Here is a 22,198-nt window from a genome sequence, read left to right on the forward strand (position 1 = left end):
GGGTGCTGGTGCTCGGCTCGGGGGAAGCCGGTGGTGCGCCGGCGATCGTCGTCGTGCTGGGCGGGCTGCTGCTCGGCGGCAACGGGGGCGTGGTGCTGGGCCGGTACCCGGTGTCCGTCAACGCCACGTGCAGGTGCTGATCGCCTTGGTCCTGTGTCGCGACGAGAAGCCCGCCCGCGCTGAGTGCGCCACCGATGAGCACGCTGAGTGCGATGAGCGCTGGTCTGAGGCGGGATTTCCTGGTCGGCACGAGCCCGAAATTATCACCGAATGGTAACGGCTCCTGCCCCTCGAATGGCGCAATCTCGCTGCGCCATTCGCGCTAGCTCAGCGCCAGGTGTCCACGCGATGGAAGTTCTGGTATGCCCGGCTCGGCGTGGGGCCGCGCTGCCCCTGGTAGCGGGAGCCGACTTCGGCCGAGCCGTACGGGAACTCGGCGGCGCTGGTGAGCCGGAACAGGCACAGCTGGCCGATCTTCATACCGGGCCACAGCGTGATCGGCAGGTTCGCGACATTGGACAGCTCGAGCGTGATGTGCCCGGAAAACCCGGGGTCGATGAACCCGGCGGTCGAGTGCGTGAGGAGCCCGAGGCGGCCCAGAGACGACTTGCCTTCCAGGCGGCCCGCGAGGTCGTCGGGCAAGCTGACCAGCTCGAACGTGGAGGCGAGCACGAACTCGCCGGGGTGCAGCACGAACGGGTCGTCGCCCTCTTTCTCGACGAGCGAGGTCAGCTCGTCCTGCTGCCGCGACGGGTCGATGTGGGTGTACTGGCTGTTGTTGAAGACCCGGAAGAAGCGGTCGAGGCGCACGTCCACACTGGACGGCTGCACCATGGCGGGGTCGAACGGGTCGATGCCCAGCCGCCCGGCTTCGACTTCTTTGCGGAGGTCACGGTCACTCAACAGCACGGTTGGAGAGTAGCCGCCACGCGAAGCGTGTCCATTGAGGGTGGTGGTCGGGGAGCGGTCGGCGACTACAGCAGGTGTCTGGCGTAGGTCGGGTCGAGCCGCACAATCCGGCCGAGCCGGCTCACGTACTGGCGACGCTCGATGTCGCCGATGAACTCCTGTAGTGCGGTGGCGCCGGGAATGTGCCGGCGGGCTGTCTCGGCGGCGAAGTTGACCGCGGCCGCGGTGAGGACAGCGCCCTGGGTGACGAGGTCGTTGGGCAGCTCGAGGAAGTCGGCGTTGGTCTTGCCGAGCACGAGGCGGCTGATGGCCGAGTGCACGCGGGACAGGATCTTGCCGGCCGGACTGGCCTGATGGCTGTCGCGCAGGGCTTTGGCGAGGCGTTTCGAGTCCTCGTCGGGGATGAACTCGGTGGCGGCGAGCAGCCAGAGCTGGCGCCACGCGTCGTGCTCGCCTGCGGGCAGGAGGGCCTCGTCGACGCCCATGAGCCAGCCGACGTAGCGCCACAGATGCAGGATGTCGGCGCGTTCGCGGTCGGTGTAGCGGATGCCGAGGAGCTGGGTGCCGAGGACGAAGACGAGGGAGAACAGCAAGAGCGTGCCAGTGGTCTGGACCTGGTTGACGGGCTGGTCCCAGGCGGCGTAGTCCCAGTCCCGGCGGCGGTTCATGGCGGCGCGGACGTGGGCGTGCACGAGGCGGACGCGGATGGCCGAGGCGTACCCGATTTTGCCGCGCCGGAGGTTGCCGGGCGTGGTGACGTCGATCCACCAGGCGGCGGTCTCGATGAGCCGGCGGCCGGCGAGGTGCTCGATTTCCCCGGTGGCGACGAGGGATTTGGTGGCGCGGGAGGCGAGGTAACCGCCCATGAGGGACATGTCGCCGAGCGGGAAGAGACCGAGCAACCCGGTGCGGGTGATTGCACGGGCCCCCCGCTCGAGCCGATCGTGGTCAAGCCAGTAGGGCGTGGCCTCGACGGCTTCGAAGAACTCACGCACCTGCCGCGGCGGATGAGGTACGGAGGCGATGCCCTTGGCGAGCGCCGCTTCGAAAGCAGGCTTACTGGCCGGCATACTCGCGACGAGCGCGTCCGCGAGCGGGTCCCCGGCCTGCGCGTACTCGCGGAAGTTCCGCAGCTGCTCCGCGGTCCCGCGAAGATCCTCCCCCGGCCCGAACAACTTCGCGGCGAGTTTGATGCCGCCCTGACGGAAGAGCTGGGGATCCGGGAGCCGCGCATCCATCACAACAAGTGTTGTCAGCCACCGCCACCACGTCAAGAAACCCTCGCGGCGGGGACAGGATGGCACCGTGTATGCTTTGCGATGCTGCGGATGTAGTTCAATGGTAGAACATCAGCTTCCCAAGCTGAATACGCGGGTTCGATTCCCGTCATCCGCTCTTCGCAGGTCAGAAGGGGTGCCACCCGATCTTGGGAGGCACCCCTTCCGCTATCTCCAGCAACATCCCAACAACATCAGTCGGCGGGCTTCTCCCGGTGCTCCTCCACCAACTTCGATAGCCGATCCGCAATGATCCGGTCGGCATCGCTGGTGGCCCGTTGGTAGATCAACGCGGCCCGCATGTCGTCGTGCCCCATCCGCGCCATGAGGTCACGCGTGGACATGCCCGCCTTGGACGCCCAGACGTTGCCCGCGTGCCGGAGGTCGTGGAAGTGCACGCCCTTGAGGCCGAGCTTCTTCACGGTCTCAGTCCACTTCGTGCGTTGCGCGAAGTTCGGCCGCCGCACCGGGTTGCCCGACTCGGCCAGCGTGAACAGCGAGACCCTTCACGGCGTCATCGCCGAACCGCTGGACAAGATCCGCATTGGCCGCCTTCGACCCGAGTCGATCAGCGTCCGCCTTCTCGTGCCGGACCCATCGTTGCCGTGGTCGCTGCCGGTAACGGTCGAAGAGCGCGCTGACAGCCCGATGTTCCGCAAGCGCGCCGAAGAGATCATGCGCCGCCACACCCTGGCCATCGTCGACTCCGTGACCGAGCTGGCCCAGTTGGGACTCGTGAACGAGGCAACGGCACAGATCCGGGTACATCCGGCGCCGCCGATGTTCAAGCTCTACCTGATCAACAACGAAGAAGCCTTCTTCGGCTTCTACCCGGTTCAGGAACACGTCGTCAGCTATGGGGGTGAGACGCAGGCGATGTACGACCTTATGGGCAAGGACGCCATACTGTTCCACCACTCCGCCAACGACGATGACACCTCCACCGGGTCCCAGTACGTCGAGCAGTCGAAAACGTGGTTTGAAAGCGTCTGGACCACCGTGGCCAAGGACTACCAACGGTGAACGCGGCGGAGCTGCTCAGCCAGGCCGAAGCACTGCTCCTGGACTTCGACGGCCCTATTTGCTCGGTCTTCGCAGGAATCCCCGCGGCCACCGTCGCCGACCAGCTCCGCACCGTTCTCGCTGATGGCGGTCACACCAACCTCCCGGAACCTGTCGTTACAAGCCGGGACCCCTTCGACGTCCTCCGCTACGCCGCCACCCTCAGCGACGATGATGCGCGCTACGTCGAAGCCGCCTTCACCGCCCATGAAGTCGAAGCCATACCCACCGCCGCACCGACGCCCGGGGCACACGAACTGATGGCAGCTTGGCACGATTCCGGTCGGCCTTTGGCGATCGTGAGCAACAATAGCGAAGCGGCGATCAATACGTACCTCGACTTCTACGCCCTTCGCCCGCTAGTCGATCTCGTGTCGGCCCGCGAGAGTGCAGGAATTGAGTTTCTGAAGCCGGATCCGTATTTCCTGCACCAAGCGGTCCGTATGCTCGGCATCAGCGCGGAACAGAGTGTTTTCATCGGCGACTCCGCGACCGATGTTGAAGCTGCACGATCTGCTGGTGTACGTTCTATCGGCTACGCTAATAAGCTAGGAAAACGCAAGCGGTTCAGCAGCGCAGGAGCCGACGCGATCACCGATGGTCTGACAACACTGGTGGTAGTTTTGTGAAGGTCCCGGACAGATTTGCCTAGGCTGTCCGTACCCGTTAGGCCCACGTCTCGGAAAGCTGTCCGGCCAATCCGTCCCTAGATTCGACGAGCTGACGCGGCAGCTACGCGGCCAGGCCACAGCGCTCCACCAGTAGCTCGGCATTTCTTCATCCCCGGCTCGGTGTTGATTTACTTCCATAGTAATGAAACACTCGCCTCGTGAGTATTGTTGAGCAATACTGGGCAGGCGTCCTGCAGCGCCTTCAAGCAGAAGTCGATAACTTCAATCGCCTGATTGGTCATCAGGGCGAAAAGGGGCGCGAAAACGAACAGTCGTTGAGTCGTGTGCTTGAACGACTGGTTCCGTCGCGATATGGAGTCGGTTCCGGCTTGCTTATCGATTCTGACGGGCGAGATTCTCGCCAGATGGACATCGTCGTATATGAACAGAATGACGAACCGACAATTCTTGCTCAGACAAATCAGGTTCTCTTCCCAGTAGAGAATGTTCGGGCTTGTATCGAAGTTAAAACAACGGCTGACAAGGAGGAGTTAGTCGATGGTGGTAAAAAGAAGGCGAGTCTAGATGCCCTGAATGCATTTGATAACCATCGACCGGCTATGCTCTTCTTTGCCTATCGATCCAACCGTTCGGCTGCGACCGTCAGCAAGCACATAAATTTGCTTAAAAGTGAGAATAATGACTGTCGGCCTGATCTGTTCTGCATTCTAGAGCTCGGCCTAGTCGGGGGTCGCTCCGACTTGCTTACAGTGAATCGAGTCGATGAGACTGATTACGTATGCGGAATAACGCCACTTCAAGAATTCTCTGGCGGTGTTCGGCAAATTGGACGTTATCGAAATCCGCCGGACGAGCACTGGGACGCTGAAATCAGCATCGACGGAACAATTTATCCAATAGTCGAAGTGTCAGGTGATTACGTCATAGCGGAGCCCAGTCGGGCACTGCTTCTATTCTGCGATGCCTTGCTGATAGCCCTTGCGAAACGCGAAGGAAAGACTCCGGCAATTCATCGCTATATTACCGATATTGCTCGCGATATCTTGCTAGTGGGCGATTAGGTCGCCAAGACCGAGGCCTTTCAAGCAAGCCATTGCGTCCACATATGCCCAATTTTGGTATTCGCAGATCTGTTCCATGGTTGGCGAAAGAGGTCCTTCGCCGAAGTCTTCGGTGGCAAGGATAAAAGGTGTTCCAGTTTTGCTGTAGGATATCGCTAATCGCGCCAGATGGGCGATTGCAGGCTCCTTGCCGTCGAGGCTATCAAAACCTTCCTGGTATCCCATCGTTTCCACTATCTTCATAAGTGGTCGATTAAACTTGATGTCAGCGCTAAACTTCCGCAAGTTGGCTCCAAGGCCGCTCGCCCACGAAGTAACTTGCTCATCACGCGCGAGTACTCCTAATTCAGTGGCAACTTCACGCGGAAACCCAAGCCGGCTGTCCTCAACAGCGTCTGTTAACGAAGACCAAAGGGTTGGGCGTGCTTCGGGCCGTACGCATTGCCCCATCTGGCGAAGCGCAAAACAATCAGCCAGATATACTGGCTCCGTCATGTCTCCGCGCCTGCGAGAGCCAACGCTTTGACGGAAGCTAGTTCGCTCTCGGAGACTTGCAGCAATTGTTGAACTTGCTGCCGTCGGAGTACGCCAGCTTCCTCGGCTCCAAATAATGTGTTTACGAAGGCATGGCCATATTGGTCAATGCGAATCCTGGGCTTAGTTCTCTCGTTACCCGGCGTGTAACGGCCGCCTTTGCCCTTCTTTTCGGTTTCTCGATTAACGGTGTCGAAGAGGCCTACCTCTGCCAAACCGAGATTTTCGGCCCGGATAGCTGCAGCGCGGATACTCACTCGAAAATGGTTCCGGATAGTGACAACCTGGGCGGTGGTGGTAATCGGCGTATTTCCGAATGTGAGACGAACGTAGTCACGAAATTCGCGTGCCGGGAGCAGTAGTGCTGCTGCCACCTTATTGCAGAAAGCCTCGACGCCGCGGTTTCCGTGCGTCCCACAAACCGCGTCTGAGCCCAGAGTTAGATGCACCAACTCGTGAGCATAGGAGAACAATCGTGCTCGATGATGGTCGCGAGTATTTACGGCAATAACCGGTGCAAGCTGATGATGGAGGCTGAAACCCCGAGTGACGCCTTCGTCGAGGGTCAGGTTCATCACTATTATGCCTTTTTCCTGTAGCGCGAATCTCAACGCTCGGGTGGCTCGTGCATCTGTGCTTTCGTCAGAAGTTTGTTCGTCGACCGTCCAGTTAAGCCATTCGCGGAGCCTTTGTCCCGCCTTCTCCGAGTTGTTGTGAATAGAAAGTGGGGGGATGTATATCGATGCCGCATCGGTTCTTGCGCTGACCCATACGGTAGTCCTCTGGACCTTTTGGGCGAGCCGTATACCCTGAATCGTTTCTTGACCAGGCTCGCGGTCAGAGTCCGCGTACGTGCGAAAATCAGCTTTTGCAGGTTTCGTGGTCGGTGGTTGAGACAAGAAGAAGAACGACGGCGGTCGACCCAGTTCTTTCGCCATTGCGCGAAACTGACTCGTCGACGGCTTTGTCTGTTCACGAATCCAGGAGTCGATATCAGTAGCAGCGACCTCAAGCCTGCGGGCCAGCAAGCTGCGCGAGCTGCCAGCATCTTCGATTGCCCAAGCGAGTACCTGGCCTGTGATGGGAACATGTTTGGTAGCCATCAGGACGCCTCTTTGGGGAAGCCGGACATAACGTGTCCGGTCAACCTTATGGAGACTTTGGCCATGCTCCTCGCTCCAGACGCTCGCTTACCTTCGCTGTCCGCAGCCTATACAGTTTGCACGCGAGCCGTAACCGTAGCGTCAAGATCGAAATATTGTTGTTTCCTCGGGTAGTGTTACGCTAGTTTGCTGCTCCTTCTGGGTGAAGATCGTTCAATAAGCAGTGGCTCACTGTTTATTGGATGAGCTGCACGACAGATGAGCTGCACGTTTTGTTGCTGAACTTGGCTCTAATGGATCAAGAGCGGCGCGCAAGCGCGCCGCTGGGCCGCTCGGCCTGCCGCTCCGCTTCGGCCAGCGGCCACAACGAATGGGCTTGCACGGGTCCGAAGGCGGCGAATATCGTCAGGCGGCTCCAGCGTTCAGCATCGGTCGTCTGGACCCATATTGATCCGAAGCCGACTCCGGCCAGTGAGAGAAGCCAGGGCAGAGCGGCTGAACCCAGCGTTACCGGCGCGGTACTGGTGCTCTTCCTCGATTGACCGCAACTTCCCGTACAGGATGCGGCTGAGGGGCGGTAGCTCCGCCCAGCGTCTGACGATCGCGGCATCCGTAAATTCGGGCTGGTTGCCGAGCCAAGTTGAAAGGTCCCCGCTCGGCTCGGGACGACCGTCTAGATTCAGCATTGCCCATAGCCCTCGAACAGCTTCTGAGCAGGCGTCGACGGGCCAGTCATTGAACATGACGCGGTCTTTCAAGTCGTGACAGTCGAGACACGCCGCTACGACATCCCGGCCTCCTGCCACGCGTGGTACCGGGAAGTGGTCATGCTCGTGGCGGTCGCCCAAGGATGCTTCGCAGTAAAAGCAGACGAAGCAGGAACACTTGCGATTCCTGATCGACTGGCGCACCTGCCGCGGGTCCATGTGCGCTTTTGGGGCTGCCGTTTCCCGGTCCATGTGCGGTTGATCGAGGGAGGCTCACGCTGCGTTACGCAGGGTCAATAGTGCCTCCGGCGGCCGGGGCGCTGCCCCGGACCCCGGCACCGCTTCAGAGATCAGGGGAGGGGCACGTCCGGCGACCTCCTCGCGGCGCGCCCAAGGGCAGCCAGACCGGGCGGCACCGGGCAAGGGCGCTTCGCGGCCTCCGGCCGACCCTTGCCCGGCACCACCCGGCCCGGCAGGGGTGAACCCGCGCCGCGAGGAGATCACCTCAGGAGGGGGCGGGTTCGCAGCAACATCCCAACAACATGCCCCGGTCAACCACGGTCAACAGTGGTACCCCGCGCACAACGAATCCCCAGGTCAGCGGCGGTGACCTGGCCTCCGGCCATGATTCCCAAGCTGAATACGCGGGTTCGATTCCCGTCATCCGCTCTTGTGGTGAAGAGCCCAGGTCAGAAGGTGTCTACTTCGGACTTGGGCCTTCGTCGTTTCTGGGATTGGCTGGGCTGGTGGGCCATTAGCGGACCGTGCCGTGCCGTGCCGTGTCAGTCAGGGCAGCAGTTCGAACGAAGCGACGTGTCGTGGCTGTACAACGGAGAAATGCCTGGTGTCCAGCGTTGCCACGCGTGTTACGCCGAGGCGTTCCGCGAGCGCTACAACGCAGGCGTCGGCAGTGCCGAGCGGGAGGTCGCCATACTTGTCGACAAGATCGGCTGCGCGTGCGATGTCTGTCAAGATCATGGACTCCACGACGTAGAGGCCGTCCACGATGTCACGCAGGAAGTCCGCTTCCGCAGCTGCGGGACCCCAGCATGTAGCCGATCTCGACCAGCAGGGGTGCCGGCAGAACCAATGGTTCGAGAGTCGTTGTCAACAACTCGGTGCATCGTTCGTGGTCTTCGTCGCGGCGATTTCCCATAGCAACGACGACGCCGGTGTCGACGAGGATTACGCGGTCTTACTCGATCCGCCGAGTTCGTCACCGGCGATCGTCTTCGAGCGCTTACCCAGGTCGGGTTCGGCGTCGAACACACCGACTGTGCGGAACCGCCGCCGGGGCCGCTCGGCCTCAGGAGCATCGGCGAGCCGGCTCCCCTCGCTGCTCATGACCCCAGCCTAGTGGAACGCGATCCTCGTGGTCGGCCCACCGCACGGGGCGGGCCGCGCCATCAGCGTGCCATTAGGTCCCCGTCACCGCCTGTAGTCCCCTTCCGATGCTTGTCCACGAGCTGGGACAGCCGGTCCGTGATCCGCTCGCCATCGCTTAAGCTGCTCTGCAGCCCTGTCGCTGGAGGACGAGCAAACATGTCGCAGATCCACCGCACCCTTGTCAAGACGTGGCGCCGGATCGCGCTGTTCTACCGGCTGGCCTGCGCCCGGGACGACCTTCGTAGTCGGCAGTTGCGAGTGCCATCCGGTGTCTGGCTCTGCGCACAGTGTGAACGCATGCTGTGGGACTCGGACACCTTTGCCGTACACAGCTGTCAACCGGCCGGCTGAGGCTCTCCAGCACCATCAATCGGTGGGGTTCCTTTGGCGCTGCCGCCCGCGCTTGACTGCGCCTACTACGACCTTGATCACGAGGCCGAAGATGACCAGGTCCGCGAGCATCTGCCCGGTCACCACGAGCCGGGCGGCCTCGGTCTTCGCGGTGATGTCACCGAACCCGACGGTGGAAAACACGGTGACGGTGAAGTACAGCGCGTCGGTGTGCGACAGGCGCCCACCGAAGTTGCCGACCGAGAGTCCGGCTAGGACCACATAGGTGGCGGCGAACAGGAGCAGGAAGAACGGCACGCTGATGGCCAGCCCTTCGATCGCCCGCAGGCCGGGAAACGGGGACCGGACGATGAGCCAGACCTGGACCGCGACAAGGGCGCTGAACACGGCCAGCCCGACGACGAGCATCGTGATGGCGGCCGGGGCGGTGGAGTGGTCCAGCGGCAGCGCGTAGTACAGCGCCACCAGCGCGGCGACCGATCCCGCCGCGCGCAGTCCTGTCCAGGCGATCCTGCCTGCCGCCCTCGGAATCTGTTTCGTCATGCTGCGGGCGCGGCGGGATGTGGCGGCCGTTGGGTGAGCAGGCCTGCGAGGAACATGACGATGACAGCGGCTCCCGCGCCGCACAGCGTCCACAGCACCCGGTAGCCCTCGGCGGAGAAGTTCGATGGTTGCGGGAGGTCGAGCAGGATCAGCACTCCCGCGGCGATGGCCGCACAGTAGAGCGCGTAGTTCCAGAAGCGGATCGCAAATCCGTGCATCAGGACGATGAGCGCGACCACTTCGAGTCCACGGGTGATGGCGACCAAGGTTGCTCCTTGTTCGTTGGCAGGTATGAGCAGTAGCAACACAGCCGCGACGGCGCCGATCAGCGCACCGGCAAGGCGCTGTGCGGCTGTCAGCGCGCTCTGCTGCAGGCTTGGTTTCATCGCGACAATGGCGGCGATCGGTAGCCACGAACCGTGCGACAGGTTCAGTCCGAAGGCGATCGCGACGGTGCCGCCGATGACGACAGCGCGAATCACCGCGAACATGATCAGTGGTCGGGACATGGTGCGCCGCGAGGTGTCGCCGGGCAACTCCGCGGCCAACGGGGGCCGGTCCTGGCGCCTGTGGATCAGCCACCCGATGAACGTCACCGCGATCCAGAGCGCCGCGCCCCCGGCCCAGGCGAGCACCTGAGCCCAGGAGTGGCTGGTGATATGCGGCTGCTGATGGAACGAGTACGCGACCCCGAGGGTGATGATGAACCAGATATTGAGGAGCAAAGCGGCCACGAACCTGTGCGCCCCGAACGCGGCCGTCAGGCTCGCGACCAGGGTGACCGCGAACGCCGCCAGCGCCAGCCAGCCCCAGTTGCTCCCGCCGATACCGAACCCCAGCGCGGTCAACCCCGCGCCGATCAGCGCGAACACGGTGACACGCGACGCGCGGTTTCCGTAGCCGCCGCCCGGGTCGGCCAGGCCCGCGAACAACGTGCCGAACAATGCGCTCAGAAGATATTCCTCGTGCCCGATCGCCCAGAGGATCAGCAGCGGCACCAGCGTGACGTCAAGGAACAGCACCGCTCGCGGCCAGTTGATCCCCGCCGGCTTGAGCGCAAATACCTCCGACAGCCAGGCCGTGATCGTCCCCGTGTGAAGGGGCTTTCCGTCTCCTTCGCGCGTCCTGGCCGTCGTCACCTCGCTCACCCACCTTCACGTCGACGGGGGCCACACCGCCGTCCCAGCGTCCCCCCACACCGGGGCACCCGGGCTAGGGCCGAAATGCCCATCTCCAGCCGATGAGGTGCGCACCTCACTCCACCGTGACGCTTTTCGCCAGGTTCCGGGGTTTGTCGATATCCCGGCCAAGGTGGTGTGCCAGGTGGTAGGCGAATACCTGCAGCGGGATGGTGAACAGCAGCGGGTCCAGTTCCGGCTCACTCTTGGGCACCTTGATCACCGAGTCGGCCAGGGCGTCCGGCAGGTCCGCGTTCGTCACCGCGATCACGGGGCCGCCGCGCGCCTTGATTTGTTCTATCGTGCCGAGATTCTTCGACAGCAGCTCGTCATCGGGGACGACGATCACCGAAGGCATCGACGGGTCGATCAGGGCCAGTGGGCCGTGCTTCAACTCGCCCGCCTGATACGCCTCCGCGTGGACGTACGAAATTTCCTTCAACTTCTGCGCGCCTTCCCGCGCGACGGGCCAGCCTCGGGCGCGGCCGATGAAGAACATCCGTTCCGCACCACTGTGTTCCTTTGCCACCGCGGAAATTTCGTCTTCCGCCGCCAGGACTTCCGCTATCCGGGCGGGCAGGGCGTCCAGGCCGGCGACGATCCGTGCACCGTCCGAAAAGGACAGATCGCGCACCCGTCCCAACGAGAGCGCGAGCATCGCGAAGCACACGCCCATGTTCGTGTAGGCCTTCGTGGAAGCGACCGAAACCTCAGGCCCCGCATGGAGGAACACGCCACTTCCGCACTCGCGGGCGATCGCGCTGCCCACCGTGTTCACCGCGCCGATCACTTGCCCGCCCTTGCGGCGCAACTCCTGCACCGCCGCCAGTGTGTCCGCGGTTTCCCCGGATTGGCTTACCGCAACGTACAAAGTGTCCTCTTCGACGACCGGATTCCGGTACCGCAACTCCGAAGCCGGTTCGGCATCCGCGGGCAGCCGCGCCCACTCCTCGACCAGGTTCGCCCCCAGCTGACCCGCGTAGTACGCCGAACCGCAACCGAGGAACTTCACCCGCCGGATCGACCGCAGCGCCCGCGGATCCAAGTTGATCCCGCCCAGCCGCGCCGTGCCGAAACGCTCGTCGAGCCGTCCCAGCAACGTGCGCCGCACCGATTCCGGTTGCTCCCAGATCTCCTTGTGCATGAAGTTCGCATAGCTGCCAAGGTCGTAGTCCGCGTCCTTCAAGTCCACTGTGGTCGGTGTCTTCGCCGTGCGATGCGCCTGCAGCGTGCTGGTCACGAAATCGGCGGCGGTGATCGTTGCCAGCTCACCGTCGTCCAGATACACCACCCGTTGCGTGTACCGCACCAGCGCGGCCACATCCGAAGCGACGAACATCTCGCCGTCACCGATACCCAGCACGATCGGACTTCCGTTGCGCGCCACCACCAGCTGACCCGGGTTCTGCGCGTCCAGCACCACGATCCCGTACGCGCCATTGACTTCCCGCAACGTGGCCCGCACCGCGTCCTCCAGCGAACCGGCACCGTCCGCCAAGGCCGCGGCGATCAGGTGCGCCAGTGCCTCAGTGTCCGTTTCGGACACCAGCTGCACGCCATTGTCCGTCAGCCGGGCACGAAGCCGGCCCGCGTTCTCGATGATTCCGTTGTGCACCACGGCAATCCGCTTCGCGGCATCGGTATGTGGGTGTGCGTTGGCATCGCTTGGTTCGCCATGTGTTGCCCACCGGGTGTGTGCGATGCCCACAGTGGACGGTTGACCTTCGTCGGTCAGCTCCCGTAACTCATCCACCCGCACCGCGGCCTTCGTGATCTTCAACCGGTTGCGATGGGCGACCGCGAGCCCAGCCGAGTCGTACCCGCGATATTCCAGCCGGTGCAAGCCTTCCAGCAGGATCGGGGTGGCCGGCCTGCCACCGATGTAGCCCACGATTCCGCACATACCCGCCCTCTTTCACCCGTAGACGATGCGCCGCAACTGGCGCTCGGTCAGCTCACCCGCGCCAACCGGCCGCTCGGCCAGCTCAGCGGCCACGACCTGCCAGATCTCCGCGTTCTTGCGCCCACGCGCCTGCAGCTCGCCGTGCCGTCGGCGCACGAACTCCTCCACCGTCTCGCGGTAGTACGCGATGACGTCCGCGATCACGCGCTCGGCGACCGCCGTCGGCAGGCCAGTGGAGCCCGCGATATGGCGCACCAGCTGCTGATCCATTCCTCGACGTTCGCAGCCGGGCCGCATACAGGCAAGGTTCCTGCCCGAAATCGGGCAGGATCAGCCGCCAGAGTGCATGTCCTCGGTCTCGGGGACCAGGTCGTCATCAGGGTCGTCGAGCCAGCCGTGCGGCAGCGTGACCTTGCCCGGCGAACCCTGGCGCCCACGCGGGCCCAGCGCATCCGCGGGGAACGGGGCGTCGTGGTCGAGCCGGGTGATCAGCTCGTTGAGCTCGTCGAGCGAGGACACCAGCGCGAACCGGCGGCGCAACTCGGAGCCGACCGGGAAGCCCATGAAGTACCAGGCCATGTGTTTACGCAGGTCACGCATGGCTTTGCCGGCCCCGTCGTGCTGGATGAGCAGCTCGGCGTGCCGCCGCAGCACACCCGCAACCTCGCCGAGCGACGGCCCGGCGGGCACCTCGCGACCCGCGAACGCCGCCTCCAGCTCGCCGAACAACCAGGGCCGTCCGAGGCAGCCGCGCCCGACGACCACGCCGTCGCAGCCGGTCTCGGCCATCATGCGCAGCGCGTCGTCCGCGGTGAAGATGTCGCCGTTGCCCAGCACGGGAATCGTCCGCACGGTTTCCTTCAAGCGGGCGATCGCGCTCCAGTCCGCCTTGCCCGAGTAGCGCTGCGCCGCGGTGCGTGCGTGCAGCGACACCGCCGCCGCACCCTCGGCCTCCGCGATCCGGCCCGCGTCGAGATACGTGTGGTGCTCGTCATCGATGCCGACGCGGAACTTGACGGTGAAGGGCACCCCGGCCGATTCCGCGGCTTTCACCGACGCCGACACGATGTCCGCGAACAGCCGCCGCTTGAACGGCAGCGCCGCGCCGCCGCCCTTGCGGGTCACCTTCGCGACCGGGCAGCCGAAGTTCGAGTCGATGTGATCCGCGAGCCCTTCGCCGACGATGATCCGCACGGCCTCGGCCATCGTCTTCGGGTCCACCCCGTACAGCTGCATCGACCTCGGCTTCTCGTGCTCGCCGAAGGTCATCATGTGCATCGTGCCGGGGTGCCGCTCGACGACCGCGCGGGCGGTGATCATCTCGCAGACGTAGATACCGGCGCCGTATTCCTGACACAGCTGCCGGAACGCGACGTTCGTGATTCCGGCCATCGGGGCGAGCACGACCGGCGGATCGACCCGGTACGGGCCGATCTCGAGTGCGGGCTTGGTCAGGGTGGCGGTCACGCCGGCCATTGTCGCATCAGGGGCTGAGCAGCTCCTCCACGGTGACGTACTCGCCGGAGCGTTCGTCGGCTCCACCGGTGACGATGCGGCTGAATGCGGTGATCGAGTCCGGCAAGGGGGTGAACTGGCCATTGTCCTGTGCGCGCACCAAGAATCGGAGCACTCGATCCGCGGCCGCATGCCCGACCTCACCGCGGTCGAGATGCCCCCTGGTGAGGCCGATGTCGACGAGACCGGGGTCGAAGGCGACGGTCGTCACGCCCGTGTCCCGCAGCTCCTTACCCAGGTTCGCGGTCAGCGCGATGAGCGCGGCCTTCGACACGGCGTAGGCGCTGACGCCCGGCCAGCTGAGCCGTCCGGAGCGGCTGACGACGTTCACCACCCGGCCGAATCCCCTGGCGACCATCGCCGGCACGACAGTGTGCACGGCCTGCTGGGCGGCGAGGAGGTTGACGTCGAACGTGGCCCGCCACTCGCTCGGTTCGACTTCCCACATTCGCCCATGCGGGCCCGGAACGCCCGCATTGTTGACGAGTACGTCGATCCCGCCGAACGCGTCTTCCGCCGCGCGCACGGCATCGATCAGCGCCGCCGGATCGGTCAGGTCCGCCGGGAAATACTCGAGCCGGCCCGGCAACTCCCGCACCGCCTCGGCGGTCGATGCCAGCGCCGCCTCGTCGCGGCCGACAGCCAGTACGCTGCCGCCTGCCGCGACCACACTCGTCGTGAATTCCCGGCCCAGCCCGCGGCCCCCACCGGTGACGAGCACCCGCAGCGCCGGTGGCCGTGCCGGTTTGCCGGTGACCGAGCGGGGAATCTCCGGCACGCGCTCGATCACCCGGATTCGCTTGTGTGCCGCCACGCGTCCGGCGACGTGGGCCGTGACTTCCGCCAGCGGCACCGGCGGGTCGACGACGACATACGCCTTCGGCAGCTCACCCGCCACCGGGTCGGGCTGGCCGACCACGAGCGCGTCGGCCACCGAGGGATGCGCAACCAGAATCTCTTCCAGTTCGGCGGGCGAAACCTGGTGGCCCTTGTACTTGATCAGCGACTTGAGCCGGCCGACGATCCGGAGGTAGCCGCCTGGGTCGAGCACGGCGAGATCGCCGGTGCGGAACCACCCCTCGGCGTCACGGACCGGCACGAGACCGGCGTTGTCGTCGAGATAACCAGGAGTGATCTGCGGTCCGCGCACCCACAGTTCACCGGGGCGGTCCCCACCGGTGTCGGTTCCCGTTGCCGGATCGACGAACCGCGCATCGGTGCCGGGCAGCACGACACCGACCGTGCCGGTCCGGCCCGCTCCGTCCGGGGTGAATGACACGCACCCGCCCTCGGTCATCCCGAAGCCTTGGACGACCGGGACGTGCAGTGCTTTCTCGCAACCCGCGGCGGCGGTCGCGGGTAGCGGCGCGCCGCCGGACACGACGAGCCGCAGCGCCCGTGGGATCACGGGATCCGGCAGCGCGGCGATCTCGGCGACCACGCTCGGCACGAGGTAGGCGACGGTAACGCCGTCCTCGTCGAGCCACTTCATGAACTCCGCGATGGCGAACCGGGCCGGGCCGATGACGAGGGTGATGCCGGCCCGCAGCGCCGGGTTCATCGCCATCTGCATGCCGTAGATGTGCCGCAACGGGCCGACGCAGGTCACGGTGTCCGTGTCGCCGAGCCGGTGCACCTCATCGATCTGCGCGAGGCCCGCCGCGAGATTGTGGTGGGTCACCACGACTTTTTTCGGCAGACCTTGCGTGCCGCTGGAGGACATGAGCACCGCGGGCCGGTCACCGCCGGCTGCCGCGGGCACCTCGACGCTGTCGTCGTCCGTCGAAACGAGCCGGTCCCAGGGGATCTCGCCATCACCGGCCTCACCGATGCGGATCACGCCGAGGGCAGGTGGCGGCGGGGTGGGCCACAACGCCGCCTCGGCGATGAGCGCTTCGGCTCGGCCGCGCGTGAGTTCCGCCGTCCACTCCTCCTTGGTGCCGCGCGGATCGAGCGGGAGCACGACGCCGCCGGCCGCCAGGATCCCGTGGTAGGCGATGACGAACTCCGCACTGTTCTCGGTCAGCAGCGCGACCACGTCGCCCTCGCGCAGACCCGCGGACCGGAGGCTGCGGGCCAGCGAGCTCACCGCCGAGGTCAGCTGCGCGTAGTTCCAGCGCCGCGCATCCCCGCTCCGCGACCGGTCCACGAGCGCGGTTCGCCCGGCGTTCGCTTGCGCGCGCGAGAACACGAAATGGGCGAGCCCTTCGTCTCCCGGGCGTGCCGGCGGCAGCGTGCTGCTCACGGACGCTGTGGAATGCTGGGGTGGCACGGCGTCACACCTTTCTCGGTGTCCACAGTGGACTGTCAACTCAGGTGGTCACGGCTTCTTGCGGGCGATCGTCAGGCCGTCGGCGATCGGCAGCAGCAGGGACTCCGTGCGGTCGTCGGCGAGCACGTGCGCGTTGAACTCGCGGATCGCCTTGGCGTTCCCTTCCGCGTCCGGTGACGCCGCCTCGCCGGCGTAGAGAACGTTGTCCGCCAACAGAAGTCCGCCTGGTCGCAGCCGCGGCACCAGGAGCTCCCAGTACTCGAGGTAACCGGTCTTGTCCGCGTCGACGAACGCCAGATCGATGAACGGCTCTTCGGGCAGGCGGCCCAGGGTCTCCGCCGCGGGGCCGAGCTCGACCTGGATGCGGTCGGCGACACCGGCCGCTTCCCACGCCTCGGCCGCGATCGCGGTCCACTCGGCGGACCGGTCGCAGGTGATCACCCGGCCGCCGGGGACGAGGCCGGACGCGAACGCGAGCGTCGAGTAGCCGGTGAACGTGCCGACCTCGACCACCGTTTTCGCCTGGACGATCTGGGTGAGCATGGTCAGCAGAGCGCCCTGCACGGGCGGGATCTGCATCTCGCTGATGCCGCCCAGCGCGCGGGTCCGCTCGATGAGCCACCGCTGGGTTGCCGACAGCGGCGGGAGCTGTTCGGTGATGTACCGCGAGATTTCCGGGGTGAGCGCGACGCCTTTCGGCAGGTCGTCTGTGGACGTGGTCACGACAGGTACACCTTCCGTCCGGACACCATGGACGACAGCGTTTCCAGCTGCGCCGGGATGTCGGCCTGCAATCGATTGATGTCCTCATCATCGCCGTAGTCGACGGTGACCGGAACAGTCGCGATGTCGTCCAGTGCGAGCTGGATCCGATCGGTGAGCTGCTGGGTGAATGTGTTGTCGCACACCGGTTCGCGGCTGATCAGGAAGAACTCGTCGAAGCGGTCGCGGTCTTCCTCGGTCGTGGCACGGGGATCACCACCGGTCTCGCGCAGCAGTGACTTGCCGGCCGGCACGAGCCGCCTGCCCACCGCCATGTGCACGTGCCGGTCGAACCGGACCGCGCGTTTGAACGTGGTGGTGGGCCCGGTCAACTGCCGGGAAAGTCCCAGCACATGTTCGTAGTCCCGCGCCCAGGTGCCGCTGAACGCCGGATGCCGCGCCTTCAACCGGGCTCGGATCACGTCGGCGTATACCGCCTGGGTGCAACTGCCGGAGTACAGCAACAGCGCCGAATAGATGTCGTACAGGGCAGCCGCGGCGTACTGGGCCTTGGCCGCGTCCTCGGGATCGATGCGCGGGTCCAGAGCCGTGGTCAGTTGCTCGATCTGCAAGCGCCATACGCCCACCGAGAGGTGGTGGCCGAGTAGCCAGCGGAACCACGCGCGCGATTGCTCGCTGTGCCGCAGCCGGGGAATCGGGACCACGACGTGGTCGGCACCGTCCGTGGCGCAGCCGTCGTGTTGTCCAAAAGGGACGGTCGGCATCGGCAGGCGGAGGAACGGCAGCGGCGTGTCATGCGCGGTGTGCACCGCCTCAGTGCTAGGCGTCGTCATCGGGTCTCCGCTCGAGCTCCGGGAATCGCGCGGTGACGTGGCGATCGAGCACGTCGGCCGCGGCGCGGATGTCGGCGTCCAGCGGCCGGTCCCGTTCGATCGGCGCGACGACCTCGGCGAGGTCGGCGAGCAGCTCCGCGCAGTGCGGGGCCGTCGGGCCGTCCGGTTTCAGGTGCGCGGCCTGGCGCAGAGTTACGCCGAGGCAACCGTGCAACAGCCGCAAGGACCGCGCCTGGTCCAGCGCGGTGAGTGCCGCCTGCGTCCCGAACGGCACCACGTCCTGGTTGTGCAGGTTCGTCGGGAGGCTCTGCATGCTCGCCGGGGTGCAGGCGCGCCGCATGGCGGCGACCAGCGACGTGGCCACCACCTGAAGTCCTTGCACCGCATGCTGTTCCCCCGCGCGGGCGGCGAGCATCGCGGGCAGGCCGGCGTTGCGGTGCGGGTCGACGAGCAGATCGATCTGGCGTTCGGCGAGATTGCCGGTCTGGGTGGCGGCCATGGACAGCACGTCGCCGGCGAAGGCGGCGGGCTGGCCGAAGAAGTTGCCGCCGTGGGCGACGTGGTCTTCGCCGGGGAAGAACAACGGGTTGTCGCTCACCGCGGCGAGATCACGGCGCACGGTCTGGTCGGCCCAGCCGATCGCCGACCGTGCCGCGCCGAGCAGCTGGGGGGCGCACCGCACGCTGTAGGGCTCCTGCAGCGCGCGGGTGCCCGATGGTCTCGTGTCGGTCAGCCAGTACGAAAGCCGTTCGCCGGCCTGCACGGTCTCCGGATGCCCGAACGCACGCAGCAGCGAAGGCGACAGGAACGCGGGCGCCGCACCGAGCAGGTCCGTGAGCAGTGCGCTGAGCGCAAGCGCGATCTCGTTCGACCGGAGCATCGACGCGACTGCCAGTCCGGCCGCCGCGGTCGTCAGCGACGTGCCGTTGACCAGCGACAGCGCGTCGCGACCGCCCACCCGCAGCGGGCTCAGCCCGGCTTTCGCCAGCGCCTCGCGAGCGGGCATTCGCACGCCCTCCCAGTAGGCGAACCCGACTCCGCGCAAGCTCTGCACCACGTGGGCGAGCGGCACGAGGTCACCGCTCGCGCCGACCGAACCCAGGGACGGCACAGCGGGCGTGAACGACGTCGCGAGCATTTCGCGCAGGCCGGCCAAGGCCCCCGGAGACACTCCGGACAGACCGCGGGACAAGGACCAGATACGCACCAGGATGGTCGCGCGCACGACTTCCGGCGGCAGGTCCGGACCCTGGCCCGCGGTGAGGTGCTGCAGCGCGTTGTCGCACTGATCCTCCGGATCGTCGCGTCCGCTGAACACGACGAGCGGCCCGAAACCCGTGGTTGAGCCGTACACCGGCCTCTTGTCGTCGAGGCAGTGGGTGACGAACTCCCATCCCCGTTCCACGGTTTGGGTGGTCGCGTCGGTCGTCGTGATCGTCAGTGGTCCGGCGGCGAGTTCGAGCGTGGCCGGGGTCAGGACATCCGCGGAACTCAGGGAATGGGTGAGCGACGCCAGAGTCATTAGCGTTTCCCTTTTGTGTCGAGGTGACACCGTCCACGAAAAGCGATCGCTCGCGGACAATGCGGGGGCCGGGTCGGAGCAACGCTGCGGTCGGACGCTAACTCGTTTTCCCTGGTGGAGGCCGAATAATGAGTATTTCGGGCAAGGATCCCTATTTACTCTGACACCGACCGTGGCCGCCCGGTCCCGAGGCGTTACGGTGCCTTCCATCGATCCGGCGCTTAGGCTGACTGGCGTGTCGGAGGAGACCGGGGAGCAGCGCCTGGCGCGCAATGTGAGCGAGTTGCTCAGTGAGTTGCGGGTGGCGCAGGCCGGGGTCCAGATCCTGTTCGGCTTCCTGTTGTCGGTGGTGTTCACCGCGCAGTTCCGGTCGGCCAGCGGTTTCGAGAAAGGCATGCACCTGACCGCGGTCGTGCTCGCCGCGGTGGCGACCGCGTTGCTCACCGCGCCCGCGGCGTGGCACCGGATGCTGTTCCGGGAGGGCCGCCGCCACGACATCCTGCGCGTCGGAAACCGGATGGTGCTGGCGGGCCTTGGCTGCCTCGCCACGGCGGTGTCGATCGTCGTGGCGCTGATCGCGAAGGTGGTCTACGGCCCGGTGGCCATGGGTGTGGTCGGCGGGCTGGTGGCCGTCACGTTCGTGGTGCTGTGGTTCGTGGTGCCGAGGTTGCTCACTGCCCGGTGAAACGGCCCAGCTGAGCGGGTGCAACGGATACACTTTGCCTCCCACCCGTCACTCCCCGGAGGTCTCGTTGCCTCGGCTCGCCGCCTTTCTCGCCTGGTCCACCCAGACCGAAAACCCGGACGCGGTGCAGAAAGCGCTTTCGGTCATGAAGAGCAAGCTCGGTGAGCATGGCTTCGACTACTACGACTGGAACGAGAACCAGTCCGTCACCAAGGACATCGGCACGAAGGTCAGTGACGAGCTGCTGAAATCCGACCTCGTCATCCTCGATGGCAGCAAGCAGCGGCCGAATCTCGCCTACGAGGTCGGTTTCGCGCATGCGCTGCACGTGCCGGTGGTGGTGATCAAGCAGGAGGACTCCGAGCGGTTGCCGGAGAATTTCGGCGAACCCGAATACCTGTCGTACCCATCGCAAGTCGAGGACGAGATGGGGTTTGAGACATTCGAAACCCGTTTCTCCGACTGGCTTCGCAAGCTCGCGAGGACGACGCTCTCGCCGGGCCAGCGATCCGCGCGCCAGGGCCGGAACGCGTTGAACGAGCAGATCAACAAGTTCATCGACGGGTATTCCGAGGAGCACGCGAGCCTGCACCTGCTCGGTGGCTGGGCCGGTGCGCTGGCGCGCGAACTCGACTCGGGTGGCGCGTCGCAGCTGGTCGTGGACGCCGACTACTACTTGCCGAGCTTTTCGAGCCTGCGCGAGTGGAACGGCGGCGACATCCGCGCGATCGCGGACCTCACCGACGAGACCGAGCAGTTCTGGACCCCGGACCACCCGGAGGAGATGACCGCGAACGTCAGCGAGCGGGTCTTCCTCATCGACTGGTCGTGGTTCTTCGAGAACGAGGACAGACTCGCCCGCCAGATCGACCTGTGGAAGCGCCATCAGGCCAGGCATCGCGAAGGCCCGTACGAGATTTACATTGCGGCCAAAGAGGAATTGCAGATCGGTGAGGTGCATCCGTTGGGCCCCACCGCGGTCGGGCACCACCTGCTGCTGCTCGACCCGGACCTGATCGGCGGCTACCGGCCCAACCCGGGCCGGGTCGACGGGCGGCAGCTGGTCATCGAGCGCAATTCGCTGCGGTTCGCCAGCGCGGCCCAGTTCTACGACTCGATCAAGGCGCGCGCGGTGCGTTTCGAACCGACGATGAAAGCCGTCGACTTGCGCCGGGCCTGGGTGGCACGCAACGGAATCGGCCACTGGGACGAGGACTGGACGAGCGAGACCGAATTCCGCTCGCCCGACTATTTCGACCAGTACGAGCGGCATATCCGGTGCTGGATCCCGCGGTACGCGCAGCTGATCCGGGACAGCGCGGCGACGGTGTTCCGGGAGATCCTGCGGATCTACGCGGACAAGATGCGTTCGGTGGACGTGCTGGAGATCGGCTACGGCACGGGACGGCTGACGAGTGAGATCGTGCCGTGGATTCGCAACATCAATCGCCCTTTTTACGATTTGGAACACCACGGGCCGGTGCGCCAGTACCGCGGGGTGGACAGGGCCGAGCAGATGACGCAATACGCACGCGATCTGCTGCAGCCGGAATCCCAGACAGGGCTGGACATGCGGCTCGTGCGCGGCACGGCGTGGGAGGATGTGGACGGGCGCTACGACGTCGTGTTCGGCAGCCTGGTCATGCATTTCCTGATTGGTCCAGACCCTACTGATGAAATGCTCGACGAGTTCTTCCTCAACTGCGCGGAACACACCACCGAGGACGGCACGCTCGTGTTCGCGGACGTCTTCGGGGTCAACGGTGATCGCCGCGGCGCCGCGGCGATCGAGAAGTGGCGCGAGTGGATGATCCGGTACGGCCTCGCCGAGGAGGAGGTCGACGGGTACATGCGCGGCAACGCCGACATGACGAGCGCGGCACCGGTCTCGCAACTGCGCAAGGCGGCGGAGGCCCACGGCTTCAAGACGCGGGTGAAGGTCGTCGGCGCCCCGACGTTGCCGTTCCGCATCGTGGTCTTCGAGAAAGAGAGATCGTGATAT

General features: G+C 65.3%; 22 protein-coding genes and 1 tRNA gene. 7 read left to right on the forward strand and 16 right to left on the reverse strand.

What is annotated here, in order from left to right; all coding sequences use genetic code 11:
• Window positions 1-327: 327 nt before the first annotated feature.
• Window positions 328-909 carry a dCTP deaminase gene (gene dcd / locus GKO32_RS14615; protein WP_144636760.1) on the reverse strand — a complete coding sequence of 194 codons (582 nt, stop codon included), beginning with the start codon at window positions 907-909 and terminating at the stop codon, window positions 328-330.
• Window positions 910-974: 65 nt separating this feature from the next.
• Window positions 975-2,147, reverse strand: a complete 1,173-nt coding sequence (locus GKO32_RS14620; RefSeq protein ID WP_154757417.1) for an oxygenase MpaB family protein — start codon at window positions 2,145-2,147, stop codon at window positions 975-977.
• Window positions 2,148-2,233: 86 nt separating this feature from the next.
• Here GKO32_RS14620 and GKO32_RS14625 point away from each other — a divergent pair.
• Window positions 2,234-2,304: transfer RNA gene (locus GKO32_RS14625), tRNA-Gly, on the forward strand.
• 76 nt (window positions 2,305-2,380) lie between these two features.
• Here the strand turns inward: GKO32_RS14625 and GKO32_RS14630 are convergent.
• On the reverse strand, window positions 2,381-2,653 hold the full coding sequence (locus tag GKO32_RS14630; protein WP_312867927.1) for a tyrosine-type recombinase/integrase: 273 nt from the start codon (window positions 2,651-2,653) through the stop codon (window positions 2,381-2,383).
• Between the two features lie 22 nt (window positions 2,654-2,675).
• On the opposite strand from GKO32_RS14630, the gene GKO32_RS14635 reads away from it, so the two are divergent.
• The 3 genes from GKO32_RS14635 to GKO32_RS14645 all read left to right on the forward strand — a co-directional run bounded on the left by GKO32_RS14635 (window position 2,676) and on the right by GKO32_RS14645 (window position 4,941).
• Window positions 2,676-3,209 (forward strand): hypothetical protein, encoded by a 534-nt coding sequence (locus tag GKO32_RS14635; RefSeq protein WP_246243764.1) that lies wholly within the window; start codon window positions 2,676-2,678, stop codon window positions 3,207-3,209.
• Complete coding sequence (locus GKO32_RS14640) at window positions 3,206-3,877, forward strand: HAD family hydrolase (RefSeq protein WP_312867928.1); 672 nt, start codon at window positions 3,206-3,208, stop codon at window positions 3,875-3,877. Before GKO32_RS14635 ends, GKO32_RS14640 begins: the two co-directional genes overlap by 4 nt.
• 200 nt (window positions 3,878-4,077) lie before the next feature.
• Entirely contained in the window at window positions 4,078-4,941 is an 864-nt protein-coding gene (locus GKO32_RS14645; protein ID WP_208024405.1) for a DUF6602 domain-containing protein, read from the forward strand.
• Here the strand turns inward: GKO32_RS14645 and GKO32_RS14650 are convergent.
• The gene (locus GKO32_RS14650; RefSeq protein ID WP_154757419.1) at window positions 4,927-5,436 is read right to left on the reverse strand and encodes a hypothetical protein; all 510 of its coding nucleotides are present in this window, start codon (window positions 5,434-5,436) and stop codon (window positions 4,927-4,929) included. The two genes, GKO32_RS14645 and GKO32_RS14650, sit on opposite strands and share 15 nt — an antisense overlap.
• Entirely contained in the window at window positions 5,433-6,578 is a 1,146-nt protein-coding gene (locus GKO32_RS14655; RefSeq protein WP_154757420.1) for an ImmA/IrrE family metallo-endopeptidase, read from the reverse strand. The genes GKO32_RS14650 and GKO32_RS14655 overlap by 4 nt, the downstream gene beginning before the upstream one ends.
• Before the next feature lie 242 nt (window positions 6,579-6,820).
• Here GKO32_RS14655 and GKO32_RS14660 point away from each other — a divergent pair, with 242 nt between their 5' ends.
• A complete protein-coding gene (locus GKO32_RS14660) occupies window positions 6,821-7,120 on the forward strand; it encodes a hypothetical protein (protein WP_154757421.1) in 300 nt (99 codons plus the stop codon).
• Between the two features lie 951 nt (window positions 7,121-8,071).
• Here the strand turns inward: GKO32_RS14660 and GKO32_RS39035 are convergent.
• The 11 genes from GKO32_RS39035 to GKO32_RS14710 all read right to left on the reverse strand — a co-directional run bounded on the left by GKO32_RS39035 (window position 8,072) and on the right by GKO32_RS14710 (window position 19,511).
• A complete protein-coding gene (locus GKO32_RS39035) occupies window positions 8,072-8,290 on the reverse strand; it encodes a PIN domain-containing protein (protein ID WP_312867929.1) in 219 nt (72 codons plus the stop codon).
• A gap of 180 nt (window positions 8,291-8,470) precedes the next feature.
• A complete protein-coding gene (locus GKO32_RS37990; protein ID WP_166459560.1) occupies window positions 8,471-8,629 on the reverse strand; it encodes a hypothetical protein in 159 nt (52 codons plus the stop codon).
• Between the two features lie 408 nt (window positions 8,630-9,037).
• On the reverse strand, window positions 9,038-9,565 hold the full coding sequence (locus GKO32_RS14670; RefSeq protein ID WP_154757422.1) for a potassium channel family protein: 528 nt from the start codon (window positions 9,563-9,565) through the stop codon (window positions 9,038-9,040).
• Window positions 9,562-10,713, reverse strand: a complete 1,152-nt coding sequence (locus tag GKO32_RS40170; RefSeq protein WP_208024406.1) for an FUSC family protein — start codon at window positions 10,711-10,713, stop codon at window positions 9,562-9,564. The genes GKO32_RS14670 and GKO32_RS40170 overlap by 4 nt, the downstream gene beginning before the upstream one ends.
• 106 nt (window positions 10,714-10,819) lie before the next feature.
• The gene (glmS, locus tag GKO32_RS14680) at window positions 10,820-12,646 is read right to left on the reverse strand and encodes a glutamine--fructose-6-phosphate transaminase (isomerizing) (RefSeq protein WP_154757423.1); all 1,827 of its coding nucleotides are present in this window, start codon (window positions 12,644-12,646) and stop codon (window positions 10,820-10,822) included.
• A gap of 12 nt (window positions 12,647-12,658) precedes the next feature.
• Complete coding sequence (locus GKO32_RS14685) at window positions 12,659-12,916, reverse strand: hypothetical protein (protein ID WP_154757424.1); 258 nt, start codon at window positions 12,914-12,916, stop codon at window positions 12,659-12,661.
• A gap of 60 nt (window positions 12,917-12,976) precedes the next feature.
• Complete coding sequence (dusB, locus tag GKO32_RS14690; protein WP_154757425.1) at window positions 12,977-14,122, reverse strand: tRNA dihydrouridine synthase DusB; 1,146 nt, start codon at window positions 14,120-14,122, stop codon at window positions 12,977-12,979.
• 7 nt (window positions 14,123-14,129) lie between these two features.
• On the reverse strand, window positions 14,130-16,406 hold the full coding sequence (locus GKO32_RS14695; RefSeq protein WP_166459561.1) for an SDR family NAD(P)-dependent oxidoreductase: 2,277 nt from the start codon (window positions 16,404-16,406) through the stop codon (window positions 14,130-14,132).
• A gap of 75 nt (window positions 16,407-16,481) precedes the next feature.
• Window positions 16,482-17,156, reverse strand: coding sequence for an O-methyltransferase (locus GKO32_RS14700; RefSeq protein WP_312867930.1), 675 nt, complete (start codon window positions 17,154-17,156; stop codon window positions 16,482-16,484).
• A complete protein-coding gene (locus tag GKO32_RS14705; RefSeq protein WP_154757427.1) occupies window positions 17,153-17,989 on the reverse strand; it encodes a 3-methyl-L-tyrosine peroxygenase-related protein in 837 nt (278 codons plus the stop codon). Before GKO32_RS14705 ends, GKO32_RS14700 begins: the two co-directional genes overlap by 4 nt.
• Window positions 17,976-19,511, reverse strand: a complete 1,536-nt coding sequence (locus tag GKO32_RS14710) for an HAL/PAL/TAL family ammonia-lyase (protein WP_154757428.1) — start codon at window positions 19,509-19,511, stop codon at window positions 17,976-17,978. Before GKO32_RS14710 ends, GKO32_RS14705 begins: the two co-directional genes overlap by 14 nt.
• 235 nt (window positions 19,512-19,746) lie before the next feature.
• On the opposite strand from GKO32_RS14710, the gene GKO32_RS14715 reads away from it, so the two are divergent.
• Window positions 19,747-20,196, forward strand: coding sequence for a DUF6328 family protein (locus tag GKO32_RS14715; protein WP_312867931.1), 450 nt, complete (start codon window positions 19,747-19,749; stop codon window positions 20,194-20,196).
• Window positions 20,197-20,230: 34 nt separating this feature from the next.
• Window positions 20,231-22,195: a class I SAM-dependent methyltransferase gene (locus GKO32_RS14720; RefSeq protein WP_154757429.1), complete on the forward strand. Its 1,965-nt coding sequence runs from the start codon at window positions 20,231-20,233 to the stop codon at window positions 22,193-22,195.
• Window positions 22,196-22,198 lie beyond the last annotated feature (3 nt).

The sequence above is a fragment of the Amycolatopsis pithecellobii genome, assembly GCF_009707865.1.
Lineage (GTDB): Bacteria > Actinomycetota > Actinomycetes > Mycobacteriales > Pseudonocardiaceae > Amycolatopsis_E > Amycolatopsis_E pithecellobii.